17 protein-coding genes are annotated in these 20,162 nt (G+C 62.7%); 6 read left to right on the forward strand and 11 right to left on the reverse strand.

Features of this window, described 5'->3' with window-relative positions; all coding sequences use genetic code 11:
• Positions 1-73: 73 nt before the first annotated feature.
• The 7 genes from apnL to NKH59_RS18750 all read right to left on the reverse strand — a co-directional run bounded on the left by apnL (position 74) and on the right by NKH59_RS18750 (position 8,417).
• On the reverse strand, positions 74-1,981 hold the full coding sequence (gene apnL, locus NKH59_RS18720) for a D-apionate lactonase (RefSeq protein WP_352539315.1): 1,908 nt from the start codon (positions 1,979-1,981) through the stop codon (positions 74-76).
• Complete coding sequence (locus NKH59_RS18725; RefSeq protein WP_352539316.1) at positions 1,978-3,012, reverse strand: Gfo/Idh/MocA family protein; 1,035 nt, start codon at positions 3,010-3,012, stop codon at positions 1,978-1,980. The genes apnL and NKH59_RS18725 overlap by 4 nt, the downstream gene beginning before the upstream one ends.
• 1 nt (position 3,013) lies before the next feature.
• On the reverse strand, positions 3,014-4,078 hold the full coding sequence (locus NKH59_RS18730; protein ID WP_023675478.1) for an ABC transporter permease: 1,065 nt from the start codon (positions 4,076-4,078) through the stop codon (positions 3,014-3,016).
• On the reverse strand, positions 4,075-5,619 hold the full coding sequence (locus tag NKH59_RS18735; RefSeq protein ID WP_352469590.1) for a sugar ABC transporter ATP-binding protein: 1,545 nt from the start codon (positions 5,617-5,619) through the stop codon (positions 4,075-4,077). The genes NKH59_RS18730 and NKH59_RS18735 overlap by 4 nt, the downstream gene beginning before the upstream one ends.
• Complete coding sequence (locus NKH59_RS18740; protein ID WP_352539317.1) at positions 5,616-6,269, reverse strand: DUF2291 family protein; 654 nt, start codon at positions 6,267-6,269, stop codon at positions 5,616-5,618. Before NKH59_RS18740 ends, NKH59_RS18735 begins: the two co-directional genes overlap by 4 nt.
• A gap of 113 nt (positions 6,270-6,382) precedes the next feature.
• Positions 6,383-7,324 carry a D-ribose ABC transporter substrate-binding protein gene (locus NKH59_RS18745; RefSeq protein ID WP_352469588.1) on the reverse strand — a complete coding sequence of 314 codons (942 nt, stop codon included), beginning with the start codon at positions 7,322-7,324 and terminating at the stop codon, positions 6,383-6,385.
• Between the two features lie 265 nt (positions 7,325-7,589).
• Positions 7,590-8,417 carry a phosphogluconate dehydrogenase C-terminal domain-containing protein gene (locus tag NKH59_RS18750; RefSeq protein ID WP_352539318.1) on the reverse strand — a complete coding sequence of 276 codons (828 nt, stop codon included), beginning with the start codon at positions 8,415-8,417 and terminating at the stop codon, positions 7,590-7,592.
• A gap of 341 nt (positions 8,418-8,758) precedes the next feature.
• Between NKH59_RS18750 and NKH59_RS18755 the strand changes: the two genes are divergently transcribed.
• The 3 genes from NKH59_RS18755 to NKH59_RS18765 all read left to right on the forward strand — a co-directional run bounded on the left by NKH59_RS18755 (position 8,759) and on the right by NKH59_RS18765 (position 11,263).
• On the forward strand, positions 8,759-9,433 hold the full coding sequence (locus tag NKH59_RS18755) for a DUF2161 domain-containing phosphodiesterase (RefSeq protein ID WP_352454118.1): 675 nt from the start codon (positions 8,759-8,761) through the stop codon (positions 9,431-9,433).
• Positions 9,434-9,580: 147 nt separating this feature from the next.
• Complete coding sequence (locus NKH59_RS18760) at positions 9,581-10,006, forward strand: hypothetical protein (RefSeq protein ID WP_352539319.1); 426 nt, start codon at positions 9,581-9,583, stop codon at positions 10,004-10,006.
• Positions 10,007-10,072: 66 nt separating this feature from the next.
• Positions 10,073-11,263 carry an NADH-quinone oxidoreductase subunit D gene (locus NKH59_RS18765; RefSeq protein ID WP_352501918.1) on the forward strand — a complete coding sequence of 397 codons (1,191 nt, stop codon included), beginning with the start codon at positions 10,073-10,075 and terminating at the stop codon, positions 11,261-11,263.
• A 286-nt stretch (positions 11,264-11,549) separates the two neighbouring features.
• Here NKH59_RS18765 and NKH59_RS18770 read toward each other — a convergent pair whose 3' ends face one another.
• Complete coding sequence (locus NKH59_RS18770) at positions 11,550-11,981, reverse strand: hypothetical protein (RefSeq protein WP_023675469.1); 432 nt, start codon at positions 11,979-11,981, stop codon at positions 11,550-11,552.
• A gap of 268 nt (positions 11,982-12,249) precedes the next feature.
• On the opposite strand from NKH59_RS18770, the gene NKH59_RS18775 reads away from it, so the two are divergent.
• Both NKH59_RS18775 and NKH59_RS18780 read left to right on the forward strand, forming a co-directional pair.
• Positions 12,250-13,425, forward strand: coding sequence for an HlyD family secretion protein (locus tag NKH59_RS18775; protein ID WP_352539320.1), 1,176 nt, complete (start codon positions 12,250-12,252; stop codon positions 13,423-13,425).
• Positions 13,422-15,035 carry a DHA2 family efflux MFS transporter permease subunit gene (locus tag NKH59_RS18780; protein WP_352539321.1) on the forward strand — a complete coding sequence of 538 codons (1,614 nt, stop codon included), beginning with the start codon at positions 13,422-13,424 and terminating at the stop codon, positions 15,033-15,035. Before NKH59_RS18775 ends, NKH59_RS18780 begins: the two co-directional genes overlap by 4 nt.
• Positions 15,036-15,355: 320 nt before the next feature.
• On the opposite strand, the gene NKH59_RS18785 is transcribed toward NKH59_RS18780, so the two are convergent.
• Together NKH59_RS18785 and NKH59_RS18790 are read right to left on the reverse strand one after the other, a co-directional pair.
• Complete coding sequence (locus NKH59_RS18785; RefSeq protein ID WP_352469581.1) at positions 15,356-16,108, reverse strand: metallophosphoesterase family protein; 753 nt, start codon at positions 16,106-16,108, stop codon at positions 15,356-15,358.
• Positions 16,101-16,913, reverse strand: a complete 813-nt coding sequence (locus tag NKH59_RS18790) for a nucleotidyltransferase family protein (protein ID WP_352539322.1) — start codon at positions 16,911-16,913, stop codon at positions 16,101-16,103. Before NKH59_RS18790 ends, NKH59_RS18785 begins: the two co-directional genes overlap by 8 nt.
• Before the next feature lie 718 nt (positions 16,914-17,631).
• On the opposite strand from NKH59_RS18790, the gene NKH59_RS18795 reads away from it, so the two are divergent.
• Positions 17,632-18,513 (forward strand): hypothetical protein, encoded by an 882-nt coding sequence (locus NKH59_RS18795; RefSeq protein WP_353022691.1) that lies wholly within the window; start codon positions 17,632-17,634, stop codon positions 18,511-18,513.
• Positions 18,514-18,572: 59 nt separating this feature from the next.
• On the opposite strand, the gene amaB is transcribed toward NKH59_RS18795, so the two are convergent.
• A complete protein-coding gene (amaB, locus tag NKH59_RS18800; RefSeq protein WP_352501921.1) occupies positions 18,573-20,087 on the reverse strand; it encodes an L-piperidine-6-carboxylate dehydrogenase in 1,515 nt (504 codons plus the stop codon).
• Between the last annotated feature and the right edge of the window lie 75 nt (positions 20,088-20,162).

Here is a 20,162-nt window from a genome sequence, read left to right on the forward strand (position 1 = left end):
GTCGGCAGCGGAAGTGCTGCGGCTACGGGCAACCGCTGCGGAACTGCGGCGATTCATGAACCCCGGCGTGACTTCAGCCAATCCGGACGATTGCGTAGGGCGTCATGACAAGACGGTCTCGGCCCGACGCGTCGCGCTGAATCTGGCGTGACGTTCGTCCATCCCAGATATTCAGAAAACCCTGATCGGAACCGAGCCCGGAAACATCGACTGGAAGGTCGTCCGGAGTAAGGTTCGCCAGCCAGACGATGATCTTGCCTGTCTGGGAGTGGCCGGCCAGTGCCAGCACCCGCGTCTCATCGGTCGTTGTCGCCGCCACATGCGCATGGCCGGCCAGATCGCAAAGTCCTTTCACCGCGTGGAAAATCGGCCGGGGTGTACCTTCTTTGACAGGTTCGCCCGACGAGGCCAGCACGCCGAGTGGTCCGGTGAAGCTGCAGAGCGTCAGCATTTCGAGCCCGGCCGGCGCGACGCGCGCCGCATAGCCGATCGTCCATGCGGCCCCGAACAGCCCGGCATGGCGAGGGTCGCGGTCGGCCATGGCAATGCGCTGATTGTCGGGATTGGCCTTGGTCGCGCCGCCATAAGGGTTCTGGCGCATGGCAATGGTCGACGGCCCGACCCGATAAGGTATTGTTCCGAAGATCGTTCGTACTGACGCCGTGATGAAAGGCAATGCTTCCAGCGATTGCATGACGCTGAGATCGTCGGCGGCGTGCACGATCGGGCAGGTGCAATGCGTGACGAAATCGAGCGGGTCGGCCGGCACACGCTTGCGATTGAGTTCGGTGAAATAGCTGAACATGCCGCCGCCGAGGCGGCTGTCGGGAAAGGAGCGCCGCGCCGCGGCGTAGACGTCTTCGAGCGGCGGGCAGTGCGGCCACGCGCTGCCCGGTGGCGTCGACTGCCGGTCGACCGAAGGCGAGACGGCAATGGCCGAAAGCTTGAGCCCGGCCTGGCGCACCCTGTCGGCGACGCCTGAAAGCTCGGCGTCGAGATCGCCGTCGCCGGCAATGACACATTCGAGCGTTGTCCGGACCGGATAGGCGGCGGCGAGCCGGGCGTAGGATCGCAAGGCGTCGAGCCCATGGCCACGCGTCGGGTCGTAGTGGAACATCAATTGCTGCGGACCAAGCTCGCACAGCATCGGCAGCTTGCCCAGCGCCGCCTCGACCTCATCCGGGTAGATGATCACGCCAACATCCGGCAGCGCCGGTCCGGCTTGGCCGAGCGTGACGCGAACTGGGTCCGCGATTGCCGCAGCGGCCGGCACTTTCCCGCGACCCTCTATCCGCAAACTAGTGGTCTGGCGGAAGGTCTTGCCGGCAGGCAGCACATAGGGCCATGGCAGCGCGAGCGGCCGGACATAGGTCTTGTAGGAGGCATCCGACCAGTTGCGCTGGTCCTCCATCTCGAACGTGTCGCCTTGCATCCGGCATTCGGCGGTGACGCCCGGCCGGATCTCATGGGTGATCGCCCGCAGATCCTTGAAAGGCTGCCAGGCATCGATCAGCTCTGGAAGCCGCGTCGCGACCACGCTGCCATCGGTATGCTCGACCGTGACCGGGCTGCCGGCCAGCCCGGCAATTGGATGCAGGATGCAGAAGCCGCAGCGATTGGTCTCGAAATCGTTGTCGGGAAGAGCGCTCACGTCGAAGATCAGCTGGCCATCGGCCGAGCCCTTGATGGTCGCACGGAAGTCGAGCCGGCTTCCCTCTGGTCCGAAACAACCTGCCGAATAGCTGACGAAGAAAGCGTCATCGCCCTGGTCGATGATTAAATCGGTGAGCGCCGGCTCGTAGGTGCCCCAGTCGCGATCCCTGACGATGAAGGCGACGGCGCGCAGAACCTCGGTGCCGCCATGCCGGATGGTGCGCAGATTGCCGTTGACGAAGTCCGCCGTCAGCGCGCCGGCGCGCAGCTTGACCGGTTCGGCTTCAACGGCACGTGTGCCGTAGAGGAGGAAGGCGTCGGCTGTCATTTCAGCAAGGCGTCGAGTTGCACCGGCTCCCGGCTTGCGGCGCCAGCGTACGCAGCCTCGACCAGCGCTAGTGTCTTGAGGTTGTCCGCGCCCGAGGTCGCGGGCTCGGTTCCCTTGGTCAGGCAGTCGACCCAATGCTTTTGAATGGCGACGACGCTTTCCTGGATGTTGTACCACGGCCGTGATGCCCAGGCCAGCAGCGGCGGCGAGACGTCGCTCACAGCTGTCCCGCTCCTGCCGGTGACGGTGAGGCGGTAGCCCTGCGCCAGCCGGATCGTGCCGTCGCTGCCGTCGATCTCGATCAGCGTCTCGGGGAACGGCTCTGTCGCGAGCCTGCTGGCGTAGCTGCAGTCGACCACGGAAGTGGCTCCGCCCGTGTGGTCCATCAGCATCGTCGCAACGTCCTCCCCGGCAATGCCTGGATTGATGCGCGCCGTTCGCGCAGTGACGGTCGAGACGTCGCCCAGCAGGAAGCGGGCTATGTCGAGGATGTGGATACCCAGATCCTCGATGATGAAGCGCTTTCCCGTCGCCAGATAAGGCTGGCCGGAAAACACGTCATAGGCAGAGCGGAACGAGATCCGTCCGAAAAAGGGGGTGCCGATTTCGCCGCTGTCGAGCACGGTACGCACCGCCTGGATCGGCGACTGCCAGCGAAAATTCTCATGCACCATCAGCGGCACGCCGGCGTCAGCACAGGCCTTTACCATCGCCTTGGCGTCGGCAAGCGTCGGCGCAAACGGTTTTTGGCAGATTGCCGGAACGCCGTGCTGCGCCGCCATCTCCACGAGCATTCTGTGGCTTGGTGCCGTGGTGGCGATGTCGACGAAATCCAGCCTTTCGCCGGCAAACAGCGCTGCCGCGTCGGTATAGCGCCGTGCGACCCCGAACTGGTCGCCAATGATCCGTAGCCGGTCCGGATCGCGGTCGCAGATGGCGGTGATCGAGGCGCCCTCTATATCGCGCCAGGCATGCATCTGGTTGATGGCAAAGAAGCCGCAGCCGATCAGCGCTCCACGCAGTTCCGCCATGTCAGCCGGCCTTTGCCATCTGCATCAGCGTGACACGGCTCTGCAGCCGGCGCTGTGCCTGGTCGACGACGACGGCGACGATGATGACGAGGCCCTTGATCACCATCTGCCAGAACGAACTCACTCCCATCATCACCAGCCCGTCCGAAAGAATGCCGATTACGAAGGCGCCGACAATGGTGCCGCCGATCGTGCCGCGACCGCCCGACATCGAGGTGCCGCCGAGCACCGCCGCGGCAATGGCGTTGAGCTCGAAGCTCTCTCCGGTCGCCGGATGCGACGCCATCAGCTCCGACGAGATGATCAGCCCGACGATCGCCGCGCAGAAGCCGGAGAACATGTAGACGAACATCTTCACCATATTGACGCGGACGCCCGAAATCCGCGCCGCCCGTTCATTGCCACCAACCGCGAAGATGTGGCGGCCGAGCGGGGTGTATTTGGCGAGATAGGCCGCCCCTAGCGCAACGACGAGCAAAATCCAGAGCGCGACCGGCAGGCCGAGCAACCGGCCGGCGCCGAGAAAGCCGAATCCGGTGGTGCCGAGCTCCGGCTTGCCGACGAGATTGGGGAAAGTACGGCCGTCGGACGACAGCAGCGCCAGGCCGCGCGCGACATAGAGCACGCCGAGCGTGGCGATGAACGGCGCAACGTTGAGCCTGGTGATCAGCAAGCCGTTGACGGCGCCGATCAATATGCCGACGGCAAGCGTGATCAGCGCGATCTCGAAGACGTTGAAATAGATGGTATAGCCGACCTGCAGGTCGATGCCGTTGAGCACGAGATAGCCGGCCACCATGCCGCACAGGCCGACGATCGAGCCGACCGACAGGTCGATGCCGCCGGTGATGATGACGAAGGTCATGCCCATTGCGAGGAATGCGTTCAGCGCCACATGCTTCGACATCAGGATAAGATTGGCGGCCGATAGGAAATTGGGGGCGGCTATCGAGAAGAATAACAGCACGGCGATCAGCGCGATGAACGTCCTCGCCTTCATCAGCGTCAGCAGGACCGAGCCGCCCGACATGGAGTTGACCGCCGCCTTGGCTGGGATGTCAGTCATGCGTCTTGCTCTCCGTGCGGGACCGGTCCGTGGCCGAAGGCGGAGGCAGCGACGAGTGCGGCCTCCGTCGCCTCGGCGCGGTCGAACATGCCGGTCAGTTTTCCATTGCTCATCACCGCGATGCGGTCGGACAACGCCATCACTTCGTCGAGATCGGAGGTGGCAAACAGAATCCCCAGGCCGTCGCGCGACAGCTTGCGCATGGTGCGGAACACGTCGGCCTTGGCGCCGACGTCGATGCCGCGGCTGGGCTCGTCCATCAACAGCACCTTCGGCCCGGTGAGCAGCGCCTTGCCGATCACCACCTTCTGCTGGTTGCCGCCTGACAGCGACGAGACTTCCTGCGCCGGATCGGCGACCTTGATCGCCAGTTCGCGCACCGTCCGGGCCACCGCCTGTCTTTCGGCGGCACCACGAATGTGGAACAGGCGCACGAACCGCGACAGGCTGGCCAGCGTCAGATTGCTGGCGACGGAGAGGATTGACACCAGCCCTTCGCGCTGGCGGTCTTCGGGGATCAGCGCCAGGCCGCGCCGGATGCGCCGCGTCGTGTCGCGCTCGTGCACTTTCTTGCCGGCAATGAATATCGTGCCCGTCGAATGGCCGTGGCGGCCCATGATGCAGTCGAACAGCTCGCTGCGTCCGGCGCCCATCAGGCCATAGATGCCGAGAATTTCGCCGGCGCGCAGCGATAGCGAGACGTGATCGACCGCAAGCCCGCCGGTGACGCGCGGCAGGCAGATGTCCTCGGCGCGGAATATTTCCTCGCCCGGCACATGGCCGTCGGCCTTGGCGAAGTCCTTGGCGTCCGAGCCGATCATCTGCCGCACGATCCACTGGGTGTCGACGTCTTTCATCTCCGCCTGGCCGGTGATGCGCCCGTCGCGCAGCACCGTAATGGTGTCGCCGATGCGGATCAGCTCCTCGAGCCGGTGCGAGATGTAGACGATTGCCACGCCGCGTGCCTTGAGGTCGGCAATCACCTTGAACAGGATCTCGACTTCCGCCGCGCTGAGCGCCGAGGTCGGTTCATCCATGATCAGGATGCGCGCATCGAGCGAAACCGCCTTGGCGATCTCGACCAACTGCTGCTGGCCGATGCGCAGATCCTCGACCAGCATGTCGGGCCGGATGCCGGCTTCCAGGCGTTCAAGGAACTCCGCCGCGCGGCGCTCCTGCTCCTTGCGGTCGATCTTGCGGAAGCGGTTGGTGATCTCGCGGGTGGCGAAAATATTTTCGGCGACAGTCAGATTGCCGAACAGATTCAGCTCCTGGAAAACCATGCCGATGCCGCGGCTCACGGCATCACCGGAAGACGAGAATGAAACCTCCTCGCCGTCCAGCAGGATGCGCCCGAGCGTCGGTTGCTCGACGCCGGCGATGATCTTCATCAGCGTCGATTTGCCGGCTCCGTTTTCGCCGACCAGCACGTTGACCGCGCCTTTGCGCACTTCGAAATTCGCCCGCTTGACCGCGACGGTGCCGGAATAGACTTTCGAGACGTCCTCCAGCTTCAGGATGACATCTTGATCGCCGCTCATGACTTCGGCCCGATCTTTGCCTCCGCCGGCGTCACCAGCGGCAGGTCCTGGCCACTGCCCGGCGTATAGGCGCCAAGTACCTCGACGCTGCGGCCCTCGAGTGCCTCGCGCGGCAGCTTGGAAAGCACGGTCTTGTCGGCATAGGCGTTGAAAGCCTTGCCGAACTGGGCGAAGTCGATCTGGTTGGTGAAATCGTTGAACTGGATGAAGTCGAGGCTGTCGCGCAGCGCGGTTCCGCGCATGGCGGGTCCGATCTGCACCCGCGCGTCCGCCTTGCCGTCGCCGTCGGCATCGACGTCCATCGTCGCCGCGCGTGACTGTGTGTTGGCTGCCACGACCTTGCCCTCGAGCCGAACGGCGAAGGTCCATGGCGAATTCGCCTGCTTCTTCGGGTTGCCGTATTTGGCGCCGGCAGCGGCGGGATCGGTCTTGGCCAAGGTGTGAACCTCGGCAAACGGCCCGGCCTTCTGCTGCAGATAGGGTATGACTTTCGCCGCCCAGATGTCCGCGACCATCTTGTCGGGATCGAATGCGGAGCCAGTGCCGCCGTTTTCCGCCGACGGCGTCGGCAGGATCTTGCAGGCGGTCAGGCTGCCTATTGCTGCGAGGAACAACGCGACAAAGATCGGCCGGGTCAGCGTGTTGAACATGTCGGCTCGTTCGGCATGGCGGTCAGGAGCACCCAGAGAAATGGAGGCAAGGGCGAAATGGAAGCAAGGGACGAACCGGAGGCTCGTCCCTTGCTGCTTGATGTTACGCCGGCTCAGTTGGTGAGCGCGAACGTCTCCAGCTTGGCGGCATTGTCGCCATTGACCAGGACGCAGTCCATCAGCTGCTTTTCCTCAGCCGGGGACTTCTTGTTCTTGATGAAGTCGTTGGCCTGCTCGACCGCCATCTGCGCCTGCGCGAAGGCCGGCTGCAGGACTGTCGCCTTGATGCCGCCGGAGGTGATCGAGTCGCGCACGTCGTTCGACCCGTCGAAGCCGACGACGATGACGTCCTTGCGGCCGGCAGCGGCAAGTGCCGCATGAGCGCCCATCGCCATCGTGTCGTTGCCGGAGATCACGCCCTTGATATCGGGATTGGCCTGGAGGATCGATTCCATCTTTGAATAGGCCTCGGTCTGGCTCCAATTGGCCGACTGCTGCGCCACCATCTTCAGGTCCGGATAGTCGTCGATGACGTCGTGGTAACCCTTGGAGCGGATGCCGGCATTGGTGTCGGATTCCTTGCCGACGAGCTCGACGAAATTACCCTTCTCGCCCATCAGCTTGACGAATTCCTGCGCGCCGAGCTGGGCGCCCTGATAATTGTTGGAGACGATCTGCGCGACGGCAACGCCGGTGGCATTGATCTCGCGATCGATCAGGAAGGAAGGAACGCCTGCGTCCTTGGCCTTCTGCACCGCGGCGACGGTGGCGTCGGCGCCGGCATTGTCGAGGATGATCGCCTTGGCGCCGCGGCCAATCGCCGTGTCGATCAATTCGGACTGCTTGTTGGCGTCGTCGTCATGGACGAGCACCAACGCCTCGTACCCGAGTTCCTTGGCCTTCGCCTCCGCGCCGACAGCTTCCGCCTTGAAGAACGGATTGTCATGCGAGGGCGTGATGATGGCGATCAAATCCGCCGCATAGGCGGGTGCGGCGGTGCCAAGCGCCAGCATGCCGGCAAAAGCCGCAAGCGTCATTCTGCGTGTCAGTTTCATGTATTCCTCCCGTTGAAAATCCGTGCCTTATCCCAAGGCTATATGCATTCGATTTCGTTAGCCGGCCGTAGGCGGCGGGTCGCGTCAGATTCACAAGCCCTTGGCCGGCTTCACCTCGACGGATCGCTCCCCCTATCCTCCACTCATCCAGCGCCTGATCCTGCTGCGAAGCTTGACGGTCCGATCCATCGAACAGCTAAGCCAACTGGTATAATGAGTCAATGACAATTTCAGGTGACATGTTCCGGAGAACGCGTTGCTGCCCTCAAGTGATGCGCTGAATGCTCGCGGCAATCTCCTCCGGCTCGAACACCCGCCTCCAGTCGTCGCGCATCAGCACCGGCTTGCCGAACTCTATCGCCTTGTTGCAGGCGTCGGAGAACACGCCTTTGGTCTCGCCGAAGATGACGGCGCCAAGCACGTTCATATGACCAAGCAGGAAGTCGAGCGCCGCCTGCTTGTCGACCCCGCGCGCCACCACCTCGTCAACGGCCTCCTTCATGACGACGAGCAGCGAGGCGCATACCGTTTCCGAAAGGCCGGGCTCGAGCAGCGCCATCTGATCGACGGTGACGCGATGCGAGCGCATGACCGGGGCCCAGATGATCTTGGCGATCGCCTCACCCTTGGCGAAATCCTCCTCCGGTCCCTGCATCAAGGCGCTGACCATGTGTTGCTTGGCCTTGACGCCGCCGAAATAGTCCTTCTTCGCCGCCATGTCGGTCTCGTCGTTGAAGATCGGCGGATGGCACGGGTGAGTGACGAAATACGTCAGGTCCGACCGCTTCGGCAAATGCCCGGCGAAAGGTGCCGCGGCGTCGAGCACGACGACCATCGTGCCTGATGCAAGCTTGCTCTCGATGTTCGCCGCGACCTTGCCGATATGCGTGTCCGGCACCGCCAGGATCACCACATCGGCGCCATCAAGCGCCTCATCGGCGCTGACGGCATCGATGCCGAGGCCCGACTTAAGCCGCTCGCGGCCGGCGTCGCTGACCTCGACATGGCGTATCGTATAGGGAGATCCGCGAAAATTGGTCGACAGACGGTAACCCATTTTGCCGCCCGCACCAAACAGCGCAATCGTTGTCATGTGTCCGTTACTCCTGAATTCCAACGACGGCCCTGCCGATCGTCATCCCATTGACTTGTATGCACATTGCCGCCGGTCGGCGGATTAGAGAACGCAGGGGAGCCGCCGCTCAAATGACGATGCCATGGACGATGTCTCGGGCGCCCGGATGTCCAGCACAGCGCAGCTACGCGGAGCATGCTACCTCAGGTACACATTATACCAGCATACCAAATTGGCAAGCGGCCATGGCACGGCTCTGACCACTTGTTTGGCCGTCGTTTACCTCCTGTTCAACGGCAAGGAGCGATCATCGCGCTGAACCGCCGATCGGCGGGATGATTCGCAGCCGACAAAGGCCCATGCTCGAAACGTCACTCTACAGCCCGGTCAAGGCCTTCCTGGAAGGCCTGGGTTTCATGGTCAAGGGCGAGATCGGCGGCTGCGATCTGCTGGCGCTGAGTGCCGACTCTCCACCGATCGTCGTCATCTGCGAGCTGAAGCTGAAGTTCAACCTCGAACTGGTCCTCCAGGGCGTCGACCGTATGGCGGCGAGCGACGAGGTCTGGCTAGCGGCATGCATGTCGGCCCGTGGCAAGGGCCGTGAGAGCGATGTGAGATACCGCAATCTCTGCCGTCGCCTCGGCTTTGGCCTGCTTGGCGTGCGACCGAACGGCGAAGTTCAGGTGCTGCTCAGCCCGACGGCATTGGCTCCGCGTCGGGATCCCCGGCGCCGCTCGAAGCTGATCGATGAACATCGGCGTCGGCAGGGCGATCCTGTCGCCGGCGGCGGCTCGCGTGCGCCGATCATGACCGCTTATCGCCAGCAGGCGCTGGCATGCGCCGCAGCCCTCGCCGATGGCCCAAAGCGGCCGCGTGACTTGAAGCCCAACCTGCCGAACGCGCCTAAGATCCTGCTGCACAATGTGTATCGCTGGTTCGCGCGCACCGATCGCGGGATCTACGAACTGACCGCTCAGGGCCGTGAGGCGTTGCAGCGCTGGCCGCAGCCCGATCGCAGCCACACCGCTGCCTGAGACAGGCAACGCCGGATTTCGCGCCCTGCTTTCCGCGACAATCACGGCTTTCGGCAAGACATCACCTCGCTCACGGAACCATATTTCGACACGATGGTTTTGTCGTCACCGAATTGATCGTCCGCTGAGCAAACGGAAGGAACGGCCATGCGCCTATCGACGACAATTGCCACACTTTCGGCACTGGCCCTTGCCTCGCCGGTCTATGCGCAATCCGTGGGACCAGAGCTTGCCCCTGTCCCGCCGACGGCCCCGCAAAGCCTGCCAGAGCAAGCCACGCCCGAAGGGACCACTCCCGACCAGGCTACACCTGACCAAGCCTTCTCCGCCCAGAATTTCACCGCAGTGACAATCGTGGCGATGGAGGATCTGCCTCCTGACATCAAGGCACAGGCGGAGGCCGTCGTCACCCAGACCAGCGCCGAGGATTTGCGCATCCTGCAAAGTTCGATCGACGCATCGCCGCAGGCGGCATCGGCGCTGGCGGCGAACGGGCTTAATTCCACGCAGGTCGTCGCAGCCAATATCGACGGCGACGGCACGCTGACGCTGATCATCCAGACGACGACGTGAGCGGCTGAAAGCGGACAAGCCGGCTCCGGCACGGAACCAAAGCCCGCTTGATCGCGGAGGACTGTCATGGCCGAGGCTGCAGTTCGCAACTTCACCATCAATTTCGGGCCACAACATCCCTCCGCTCACGGCGTCCTGCGGCTGGTGCTCGAACTCGACGGCGAGATCGTGGAACGCGCCGATCCCCATATCGGCCTGCTGCATCGCGGCACCGAAAAGCTCATCGAGTACAAGAACTACCTGCAGGCCTTGCCCTATTTCGACCGGCTCGACTACGTCGCGCCGATGAACCAGGAGCATGCATTCTGTCTCGCCGCCGAGAAGCTCCTCGAAATATCGGTTCCGAAACGCGGACAGCTCATCCGCGTGCTTTTCTGCGAAATAGGCCGGCTGTTATCGCACCTCCTCAACGTCACCACGCAAGCCATGGACATCGGCGCGCTGACGCCGCCGCTCTGGGGTTTCGCCGAGCGCGAGAAGCTGATGGTCTTTTATGAGCGCGCGTCCGGCGCCCGCATGCACGCGAATTATTTCAGGGTCGGCGGCGTGCATCAGGATCTGCCGCCGGAACTCCTAGACGACATCTGGAAGTTCTGTGATCCGTTCCTCAAGGTCTGCGACAATCTCGAAGAGCTGTTGACCGAGAACCGCATCTTCAAGCAGCGCAATGTCGATGTCGGGGTGATCGGCCTCGATGATGCCTGGGCCTGGGGCTTTTCCGGCGTGATGGTGCGCGGATCGGGCGCGTCCTGGGACCTGCGCAAGGCGCAGCCATACGAATGCTATTCGGAGATGGATTTCGATATCCCAGTCGGCAAGCATGGCGACTGCTACGACCGCTATCTCGTCCGCATGGAGGAAATGCGCCAGTCGGTCCGGATCATGCGGCAATGTCTGGAAAAGTTGCGCTCACCAGAAGGCCAGGGACCGGTCGCGATTCCGAGCCACAAGATCACGCCGCCGCCGCGTGCCACGATGAAGCGCTCGATGGAAGCGACGATCCACCACTTCAAACTTTATACCGAAGGCATTCGCGTGCCGAGCGGTGAAGTCTATGCCGCCGTCGAGGCGCCGAAGGGTGAATTCGGCGTCTACCTCGTGTCGGACGGGGGCAACGTTCCCTACCGATGCAAGATCCGCGCACCTTCCTTCGCCCACCTGCAAGCGATGGATTTCCTGTCCCGAGGCCATATGATCGCCGATGTTGCCGCGATCATCGGCTCGCTCGACATCGTGTTCGGAGAAATCGATCGCTAGTTTAGCCAGGTCGCAGGATCTTCCCCGATCGCAGGATCATTCGTCGTTAGTAGCCGCGCAGGCAGGCCTGGACGGCGCTCGACCACCGGTCAGACGAAGGCTCTCACCTGTGGCGGGCCAGCTCAAATTCTCACATCAAAGACGGACGCATGGCCGCGACAAGGCGCAGCCAAGCGTCGAGGAGTTTCACAATCTGCGCGGCCCGACGGCGCACGAGCCCTTCCAAGTTCGGAAGCGCTCTCCACGGCGCGGAAAGAACGCGTGTTCCGCCGTTCCTCGTACCGCCTCAATGCACGATCAAGCCCTTCATCCAGGCAACAAATCTGTTGCCGCGAACTATCCCGCGCACCCTGGCAGCGGCCCATCTCGCTTGCATCGTAGCGCCGACATGGCAATGGCAGACGATTTGGTGCAACTGCCGGTCGCTCAGTTCGAAGAAGCGCTTTGCCTCACCATAGGTATCATCGCTGAGGCCCATGGCACGCAGAACCGGATCCTCGAAGGCGACAGTGAGCGGCGTCCCAGCGCCACGCGATCTGTCGCGCGCTTCCCTGTTCATATATTCGGTGCCTGGAAGCGCCCCAAGGCATCGCGTCGGGTTTTGTTCGAGAAGTTCCGCCCAACGTTCAATCCGCTGGGTTCGAGTCATCGCCGGATACGCCGCGAAGGACTCAACTTCCGCGACGGCCTGCAGTTGGTCGAGTGTTTGATGTTTCATGGTCGGCTCCTGTCGACAGGTGAATTCGCCCACGCCTATATGAGCAATTATCGCGCCATGGAGCGCTGACAAGGCCGGACCGCCGCAACATGAGGCGTACGGATCACCTGCCCGGTGAAGCGGCGCTCGAATTCCGACGCGCCCCCGCCTGTGTTCGATGTCGACCCGTTAACCGAACCCGTTTCCGGACAGGAACTTTTGCGGAAGCTTGCCGTTTGGCTTTGCGTCCGCTTCGGCGGCTGCAATATCAATCTTGAAAGCAATTCCGTTGGACACGAAGCCTCAACGCGTCGAGCAAGACGTCGAGCCTGTAAATGAAACCCGGGAGCAACCGGCCCCGGTTCGAGAATCTCGTGAGCGATCGGCAGAGCCCCGGCAGGAAAAACCCGACGGGAATGCCTCGCAACGAAAGGCCGGTCTGCTCGGCTTTCTCAGGCGCCATCCCTATGCGGCCGCAGCCATCGCGCTTGCGCTGTTGCTCGTCGTGGCAGGCATCGCGATCTGGTGGCTGAACGCTCGCCAGTACGAATCGACCGACGACGCCTTCATAGATGCGCGCATAGTGACGATCGGTGCGCAAATAGCCGGCCGCATTACCGAGCTGGCGGTTACCGACAATCAGCACGTACAGGCGGGCGATGTCCTCCTGCGTATCGACGACAGCGACTATCAGGCAAACCTGAAGCAGGCCGACGCCGGCGTCGCCGCGGCCGAGGCCGAAATCGTCAATGTCGCCGCGCAGATCGAGGCTCAAAAAGCAAAGGTAAACGCTGCCCAGAGGCAGGTTGCACAGGCCAAGGCAGCGCTGGATTTCGCCAAGGCCGAGGATCAACGCAATCGCGAACTCCTGGCCAGGGGCACGGCAACGCAGCAGCAGGCGCAGCAGGCGGCATCGACGTTGCGTCAGGACCAGGCTGCGCTGGACAGCGCCGAGGCCAATGTCGCCTCGGCAAAAAGCCAGGTTTCGGTCTTGCAGGCACAGGCCAGGAGTGCCGAGGCGCAGCTCGAGCAGGCCAAGGCCAGCCAGGAGCAAGCCCGCACGACGCTGTCACGCACGACTATCACAGCACCCGCAGCCGGGCGGGCAACGAGCATTTCTGCGGCTAACGGCACCTACGCCCAACCTGGCCAGGTATTGATGATGTTCGTTCCCGACGAGGTCTGGGTGAAGGCCAATTTCAAGGAGACGCAGCTCGATCTGATGCGGCAGGGACAGCCGGTCGACATCGACATCGACGCCTACCCGGACAAGTCCTTCCATGGTCGCGTCGACAGTATTCAGGCCGGCAGCGGCACCGCCTTCAGCCTCCTGCCGGCCGAAAATGCCACCGGCAATTACGTCAAGGTGGTGCAGCGCGTGCCGGTCAAGATCGTCTTCGACAAGCCGCCGGATGTGCTTCTCGGGCCAGGCCTGTCGGTGGTGCCGACGGTCAAGGTGCGATGAGCGGCGAAACCGCCAGAAATCAGGGTGAAAGCCGATCCGCCGCCGGGACGCACAATCCCTGGCTTATCGCCGTCGTCGTCTCCATCGCCACTTTCATGCTGGTGCTCGACACCTCGATCGCCAATGTCGCCCTGCGCAACATCGCCGGCAGCCTGGCGGCCGGAATGGACGAAAGCACCTGGGTGATTACCACCTATCTCGTTGCCAACTCGGTGATCATCCCGGTCAGCGGCTGGCTGGCAAGCGTCATCGGCCGCAAGCGCTACTACATGCTCTGCGTTGCGACCTTTACCGTCGCGTCGCTGCTGTGCGGACTGGCGCCCAACCTGGAACTGCTCATCCTGTTCAGGGTCCTTCAGGGACTCGGCGGCGGCGGCATGGCGCCAAGCGAGCAATCGATCCTTGCCGATACCTTTCCGCCAGAAAAGCGCTCGCAGGCCTTCGCGCTTTACGGCATTGCCGTCATCGTGGCACCGACGGTCGGGCCGACGATCGGCGGCTGGCTGACCGACCATTTCTCCTGGCACTGGATCTTCTTCATCAACGTGCCGTTCGGCATCCTGTCGCTGGCCCTGGTGCAATGGCTGTTGGTCGAACCGGACGTACTCGAACGCGAACGCAAGGAACGGCTGAAAGGCGGCCTGAAGATCGACGGGATCGGGTTCGTCCTGGTAGCGACGGCATTGGGGTGCCTGGAGATTTTTCTCGACCGGGGCCAGCGCTACGATTGGTTCGCCTCGGATTTCATCACCACTTTCGCAGTGATTTCCGCGATCGCGTTCCTGCTGCTTATCCCATGGGAACTCAGTCGCAGCGATCCGGTCGTCGACATGCGCCTATTATTCACGCGCCAGTTCGGCACGGCGTTCCTGGTCATGATGGCGGTCGGTGCTATCCTGTTCAGCACCACCCAGATCGTGCCTCAGCTGCAGCAGACGACATTTGCCTACACCGCGACGCTCTCGGGCCTTTCGATGATGCCGGGCGGCATCGCCATGTTGATCTTGATGCCGGTGTCCGGATTTGTAGGCAGCATCGTGCAGCCCAAATATCTGATCATGATGGGCATGTCGGTGGTCGCAGTGGCCCTTTGGCATATGACCTCGCTTACTCCGGACGCCAGCTTCCGCTTCTTTGCCTTTGCCCGTGTTTTCCTGATGGTCGGGCTGCCGTTCCTGTTCATTCCCATCTCGACCGCGGCCTATGTCGGCCTGCCCCCGCAGAAGACCAACCAGGCATCTGCGCTGATCAACGTTGCACGCAATATCGGCGGCAGCATCGGCGTCTCGCTGTCCAACACCGTCATTGCGCAAAGCTCCCAGATCCATCAATCGAATCTGGTCGGCCACACCGTGCAGTCGTCGCCCGCCTATCAGCAGGCGCTTCGGCAGGCGACCGAGCATTTCGTCGCCCAGGGTTCGCCAATGGTCGAGGCGAAGCAGCAGGCGATCGCCTGGCTTGGTCAGTTGATCGCTCGCCAGGCCACGCTGCTCGCCTATGTCGATGTCTTCCGCTACTGCGCGGTGGCAACCGCCCTGCTCGTTCCGCTGGCGCTGCTGCTGCGGTCAAGCAAGTCAGGCGGCAGCCAGCCGAATCCGGAGATGGGCTGACCCGCAGGCGCGACGGTGTAGTTCCAAAAACGGGCAAGCCGGGAACCAGCCGACCCGTTGCGTTGTTCTGCGCCAAGAGGAGATGATTACGATGGCCACTATTCCCACACCCGAGCCAACACCGACCCCGGTGCCACCGCCTCCCATCCCCGATCCCAAGCCCGTGCGTGAGCCGGACCCCGACAGGCTCCCCGACGAAGATCCCGTTCCCAACCCGGATGAAAACGACATTCCACCGAAGCGGATGGCTGTTACCCGGCAAGTGCCATGATCGTTCTGCAGCGTGCACGGGCGATTGCTTGCGCCAGTGGCGCTGCCTGTCAGATTTCGAGCATGGCGTAGGGGCGGCCCGTCGGCTTGGCGACATGCATGGCAACGTTATAGACCGACGCCCCGCCCGGCGTACGGCCCTCGTAGGCGCCGCGATGCGCATGACCATGCACCACCGCACTGACCTGGAACCGGTCTATTGTTTCGGCCAGGCGTGACGAACCGAGAAATGGGAAGATCTCCAGCGGCTCGCCTTCGACCGTCTCGACGACAGGCGCGTAGTGCAGAACGACAAGCGTGCGTTTGGCGCGGACCTGCCGCATCGCGTTTTCAAGCCGCATCGCTTCGTTCACGCTTTCCGCCACCATCGACTTGATGGCCGGTTCGCCGAAGGAGCCGAGCATGCGCGATCCAAAACCGCCAACGAAACCCTTGACCCCGACGAACCCGACCTCGTGAATCTCCGTCGCCTCGCCATCGAGCAGATGAACGCCCGCCTGGCGCAGAATGTCGGTGACCTGCTCGACGGCGCCTGACTCATAGTCGTGGTTGCCAAGTACGGCGACGACCGGGATCGTGCAGGCACGCAGTTCCTCGGCAAGGATTTCGGCCTCCCGAGGCTTGCCGAGATTGGTAAGGTCGCCGGTCAGCACGAGAACCTGGGCTTCGCGCGACATCTCGCCGAAAAGATCGCGGTACGACGCCTGGTCCTCCTTGCCGACATGCAGATCGCCAATGGCGGCGATCTTGAGTGTGCCGCCGTTTTCCGCCTTTGCCGAAGCAGGTTTGAGTTCGTCAGCCATCGCTATATTCTCCTTCACCGCCGACGTCGGCAAAGCCCCATTCCTTGACGTCGATCTCATAGTCGGTTCGTGAAAGCATGCGCCCGCGGCAGATCCGCATCCGGGAAGGCGGCAGTTCGCGCTGTTTGGCCAGCCGGTCGAGCAATTCGTCGAGCAGCCACGCCGGCACACGGTCTCGCTCCGTCGGATAGATCCATCGGAAGTTCAAGAGATGCATCAGCAAGACTTCCCAATGGACTTCCATGTAGGAAAGCAGCCTTTGCCAATCGATCTGGTCGTGCGCCTTGAGGATGGTGTGCGCGACGTCGGCGCCATCGTGGCGGCGGCGGTCCTGGATGAAGCTTTTGGACCAGATAAGCTCGGTTGGGCCGATGATCCGCACCTGGCTGCCCAGCAATTCGCCCTGACGGGCGTGCTCCAGCCACAGGTCGTCGACGGGCATTGTGCCGTTCATCGAGGCGAAAATGACGTCGAAAAAATGCGTGCCCTTGAACACTTTGCCGAGCCACCGGTCGTCCTCGACCACGACGGCGTAACCGATCCGCTTGAAATGGGCGAGGATGCGCGGGCAGTCGCCGGCCTTGCAGAAAATATCGAGATCCTTGGTCAGGCGGGTGATCCCGGTATAGGCGCTTACGGCATAGGTGCCGGCGACGAGAAAGGGGATGCCGGTCGTGACAAGCTCGCGGATCGCCTCGATATAAAAGACCTCCGCTTCGGCATTGCGAGGCGTCGGGGCGGCTTTTGGATCGACCGACGGAACGGATGCCGGGATGGCGCTTTCCGGTGGGGGATTAATGATCATAGCTATGGCTCCTGGCCCGGCAGACCAGCAGCCGCCTGTATCTAATAGCCAAGCACGCCCGATGGTTCCCGCCGTTACGCGGCACTGCCGCTCCCGCCGCTGCATCAGGCGAACACATCGCCGTCGCAGGCCTTCGAAGCGGTCATGGCTGTCGCCGTCGCGGCAGTGATGAAAAGACATGCGACCGGTTATTTTGGCGTCAGGATCGCAGTGCAATCAGCCTCAAGCGCGTCGAGGCGGAGTAGGCCCGCTATCATCCTCAGGTCCGGAAAGGATTGGCTTCAACATGGTTCCGGAGCTGTCGGAGGCGCTGCGCACCCGGCGCAACAGCCATTTGAGCGCCCGTAGCCAAACCGACTCTGTTTTCCGTAACGGTGCAGGCGGCGTGGCGAAAAGGCCATTCTCCATTTTGTAGTTCCTCACAGTCTCAGTCCAAATCAGCGTTCTTCAACGAGCAAAGCTTGTGTTGGTTCCGCGTCGCCATCGGCGGGAGCACGGGCTGGACGGGGCGAGGCCATCATTGGCGGGTTCGAGCGGGCTAGCCTTCTGCAGGGAGATCAGCGCCTCGCGAGATCAGCCTCGGCGATCAAGTGGCGGAATTCAGCTACCAGCCGGCGGGATTCGGCTCGTATCCTGATGCGCCGGCTCTGGACACGACCCGCGAAGGCTGAAATTGTGATCGTATTTCCAGTTGCAAATTTGGTTGGGCTCGGCGGGGATGGCGCTGGTTTCTGAAGACATTGCCCGCCATCCGGCGCTGCGTCGCCATGTCCAGGCTCAGTCGCGGACGCTTCTCCAGACCTATGAAGCGAACCCGCGGCTGGCCTCCGTATTCGCCACCCAACAACGTTGGCTGATGGCCCATATCGGTCTTGCCTTGTATTTCAATCGAGAGCCGGACGATCATCGCAAGGGACTTACGTCCGCACGGTTCATGGACGACATCTGCCGGCATTCGGTGGCCAGCCGCAACACCGCCGACGCCTTCCTGAAGGAGATGCTGCATTACGGCTTCATCCGGCATCTGCCGATCAAATGTGGGCGCATCCGCCCCTTTGAGCCGACCGCGGGCACTCTGGAGACGGTTGCCGGCTGGGTCATGGCTCATCTCAGAACGCTGGACAGCCTGGACAGCCTGGACAGCCTGGACAGCGGATTTCGACTGGCTGCATTCGTCGCACAACCGGACATGCTCGCCAAACTGCAGCCGCTGGTGGCCGACGGCCTGCTTTCGTCGCATGCCGTGCGGGAGCCGAGACAGACCTTTTCCTTGTTCACCTGGCTCGACAATGGCGGCATCGTCATGGATTGGCTGATGTCCGGCGTCGACCCCGATCATGCCGACCTGGACCGAATCCCGACCGGTGTCGTCTCAATTGGAGATTTCGCGAACTGGCTCAAGCTTTCCCGCACCCACCTGTCACGCAAATTGCGCGATGCCGAAGAACTCGGCAGCATCGGCTGGCTGGGCCAGCGCGGTCACTCGGTCATGTGGGTGTCGAGCGAGTTCTATCAGGAATACATGACCGCCCAGGCCATCAAGCTCGCCATCATCGATGCAGCCTTCGACAACTGTGTTGTAACTTCGCAAGCCAGCTGAACCGCGAGCCGACCGCCGTCGTGGCAGCCTTGGCGCCGCCGCGACGGAGATCTGGCATTTCAATCGATGTCGAACGACACGCCCTGCGCAAGCGGCAGCGCCTTGGAATAATTCACCGTATTGGTGGCGCGCCGCATATAGGCCTTCCAGGCATCGGAGCCGCTCTCGCGGCCGCCGCCGGTTTCCTTCTCGCCACCGAAGGCACCGCCGATCTCGGCCCCTGACGTGCCTATATTGACGTTGGCGATACCGCAGTCCGATCCGTCGACGCTAAGAAAGCGCTCGGATTCCTGCAGGTCGCGGGTAAAGATCGAGGATGACAGCCCCGCTCCCACCGCATTGTGTTCTTCTAGCACGGTGTCGAAGTCCGAATATTTCATCACATAGAGGATGGGCGCGAAGGTTTCCTCCGTCACCGGCGAAACCTGCCGCGGCATTTCGACCAGCGCCGGACGCACATAGTAGGCGTCGGGGTGACCGTTCTCGACCCGCATTCCGCCGGTTATCTTACCGCCATGCGAAGCCGCCTCCTCCAGCGCCTTCTGCATATTCTCGTAGGCAGCCTTGTCGATCAGCGGGCCAACCAGAGCACTTGTCTCCAGCGGATTGCCGACCGAGACGCTCTCATAAGCCTTCTTCAGGCGCGGAACGAGCTGGTCATAGACGCTCTCATGCACGAACAGGCGCCTGAGCGTCGTGCAGCGCTGGCCGGCCGTGCCCATGGCGCCGAAGGCGATTGCGCGGAGCGCCATGTCCAGATCGGCCGTCGGGCAGACGATGCCGGCATTGTTGCCGCCGAGCTCCAGCACGGCACGGGCAAAGCGCTTCGCCAGCCGTGGGCCGACATCCCTGCCCATGCGCGTCGAGCCGGTGGCCGAGACCAGCGGCACCCTGGGATGATCGACCAGGATCTCGCCGACGGCGCGATCGCCGATCAGCACGGGCGCCAGTCCCTGCGGCGCGTCAGCACCGAAACGTTTCACCGCGCGTGCAAAAATCGCTTCGCAGGCGAGCGCCGTCAGCGGTGTCTTCTCCGACGGCTTCCACACCACCGCGTCGCCGCAGACCAGCGCAAGTGCTGCGTTCCACGACCACACCGCGACCGGAAAGTTGAAGGCCGAGATGACGCCTACGACACCGAGCGGATGCCAGGTCTCCATCATGCGATGGCCGGGACGCTCGGTGGCGATGGTCAGGCCGTACAATTGCCGGGAAAGACCGACGGCGAAATCGCAGATGTCGATCATCTCCTGCACTTCGCCAAGACCTTCGGATGGGATCTTGCCGACTTCGATCGATACCAACCGGCCAAGCTCGGCCTTGTGTGTGCGCAATTCCTCGCCGAGCAGCCGCACCAGTTCGCCACGCTTGGGAGCTGGCACCTGCCGCCACGCCAGGAAAGCTCTGTGGGCATTGTCGATGGTCGTTGCCGCATCGGCCGGCGAGATGGTCTTCAGCGCGGCGATCTGCTCGCCGGTCACCGGGCTGCGCACGATAAGATCGCCGCCCGTAAGCGCGCGCTCGGCAACGCCCAGTTTCGCCAGAAGCCCGGCCGTTTCCTTCGCAATCGTCATTTTCATCCCTTTCAGATTCCGTCGCTCATATGGCGTCGGTCCGAGCCTTGCGCCATACCCGCTCCCTGCCGGTCG

It is taken from the genome of Mesorhizobium sp. M0998, assembly GCF_040318885.1.
Taxonomy (GTDB): Bacteria; Pseudomonadota; Alphaproteobacteria; order Rhizobiales; family Rhizobiaceae; genus Mesorhizobium.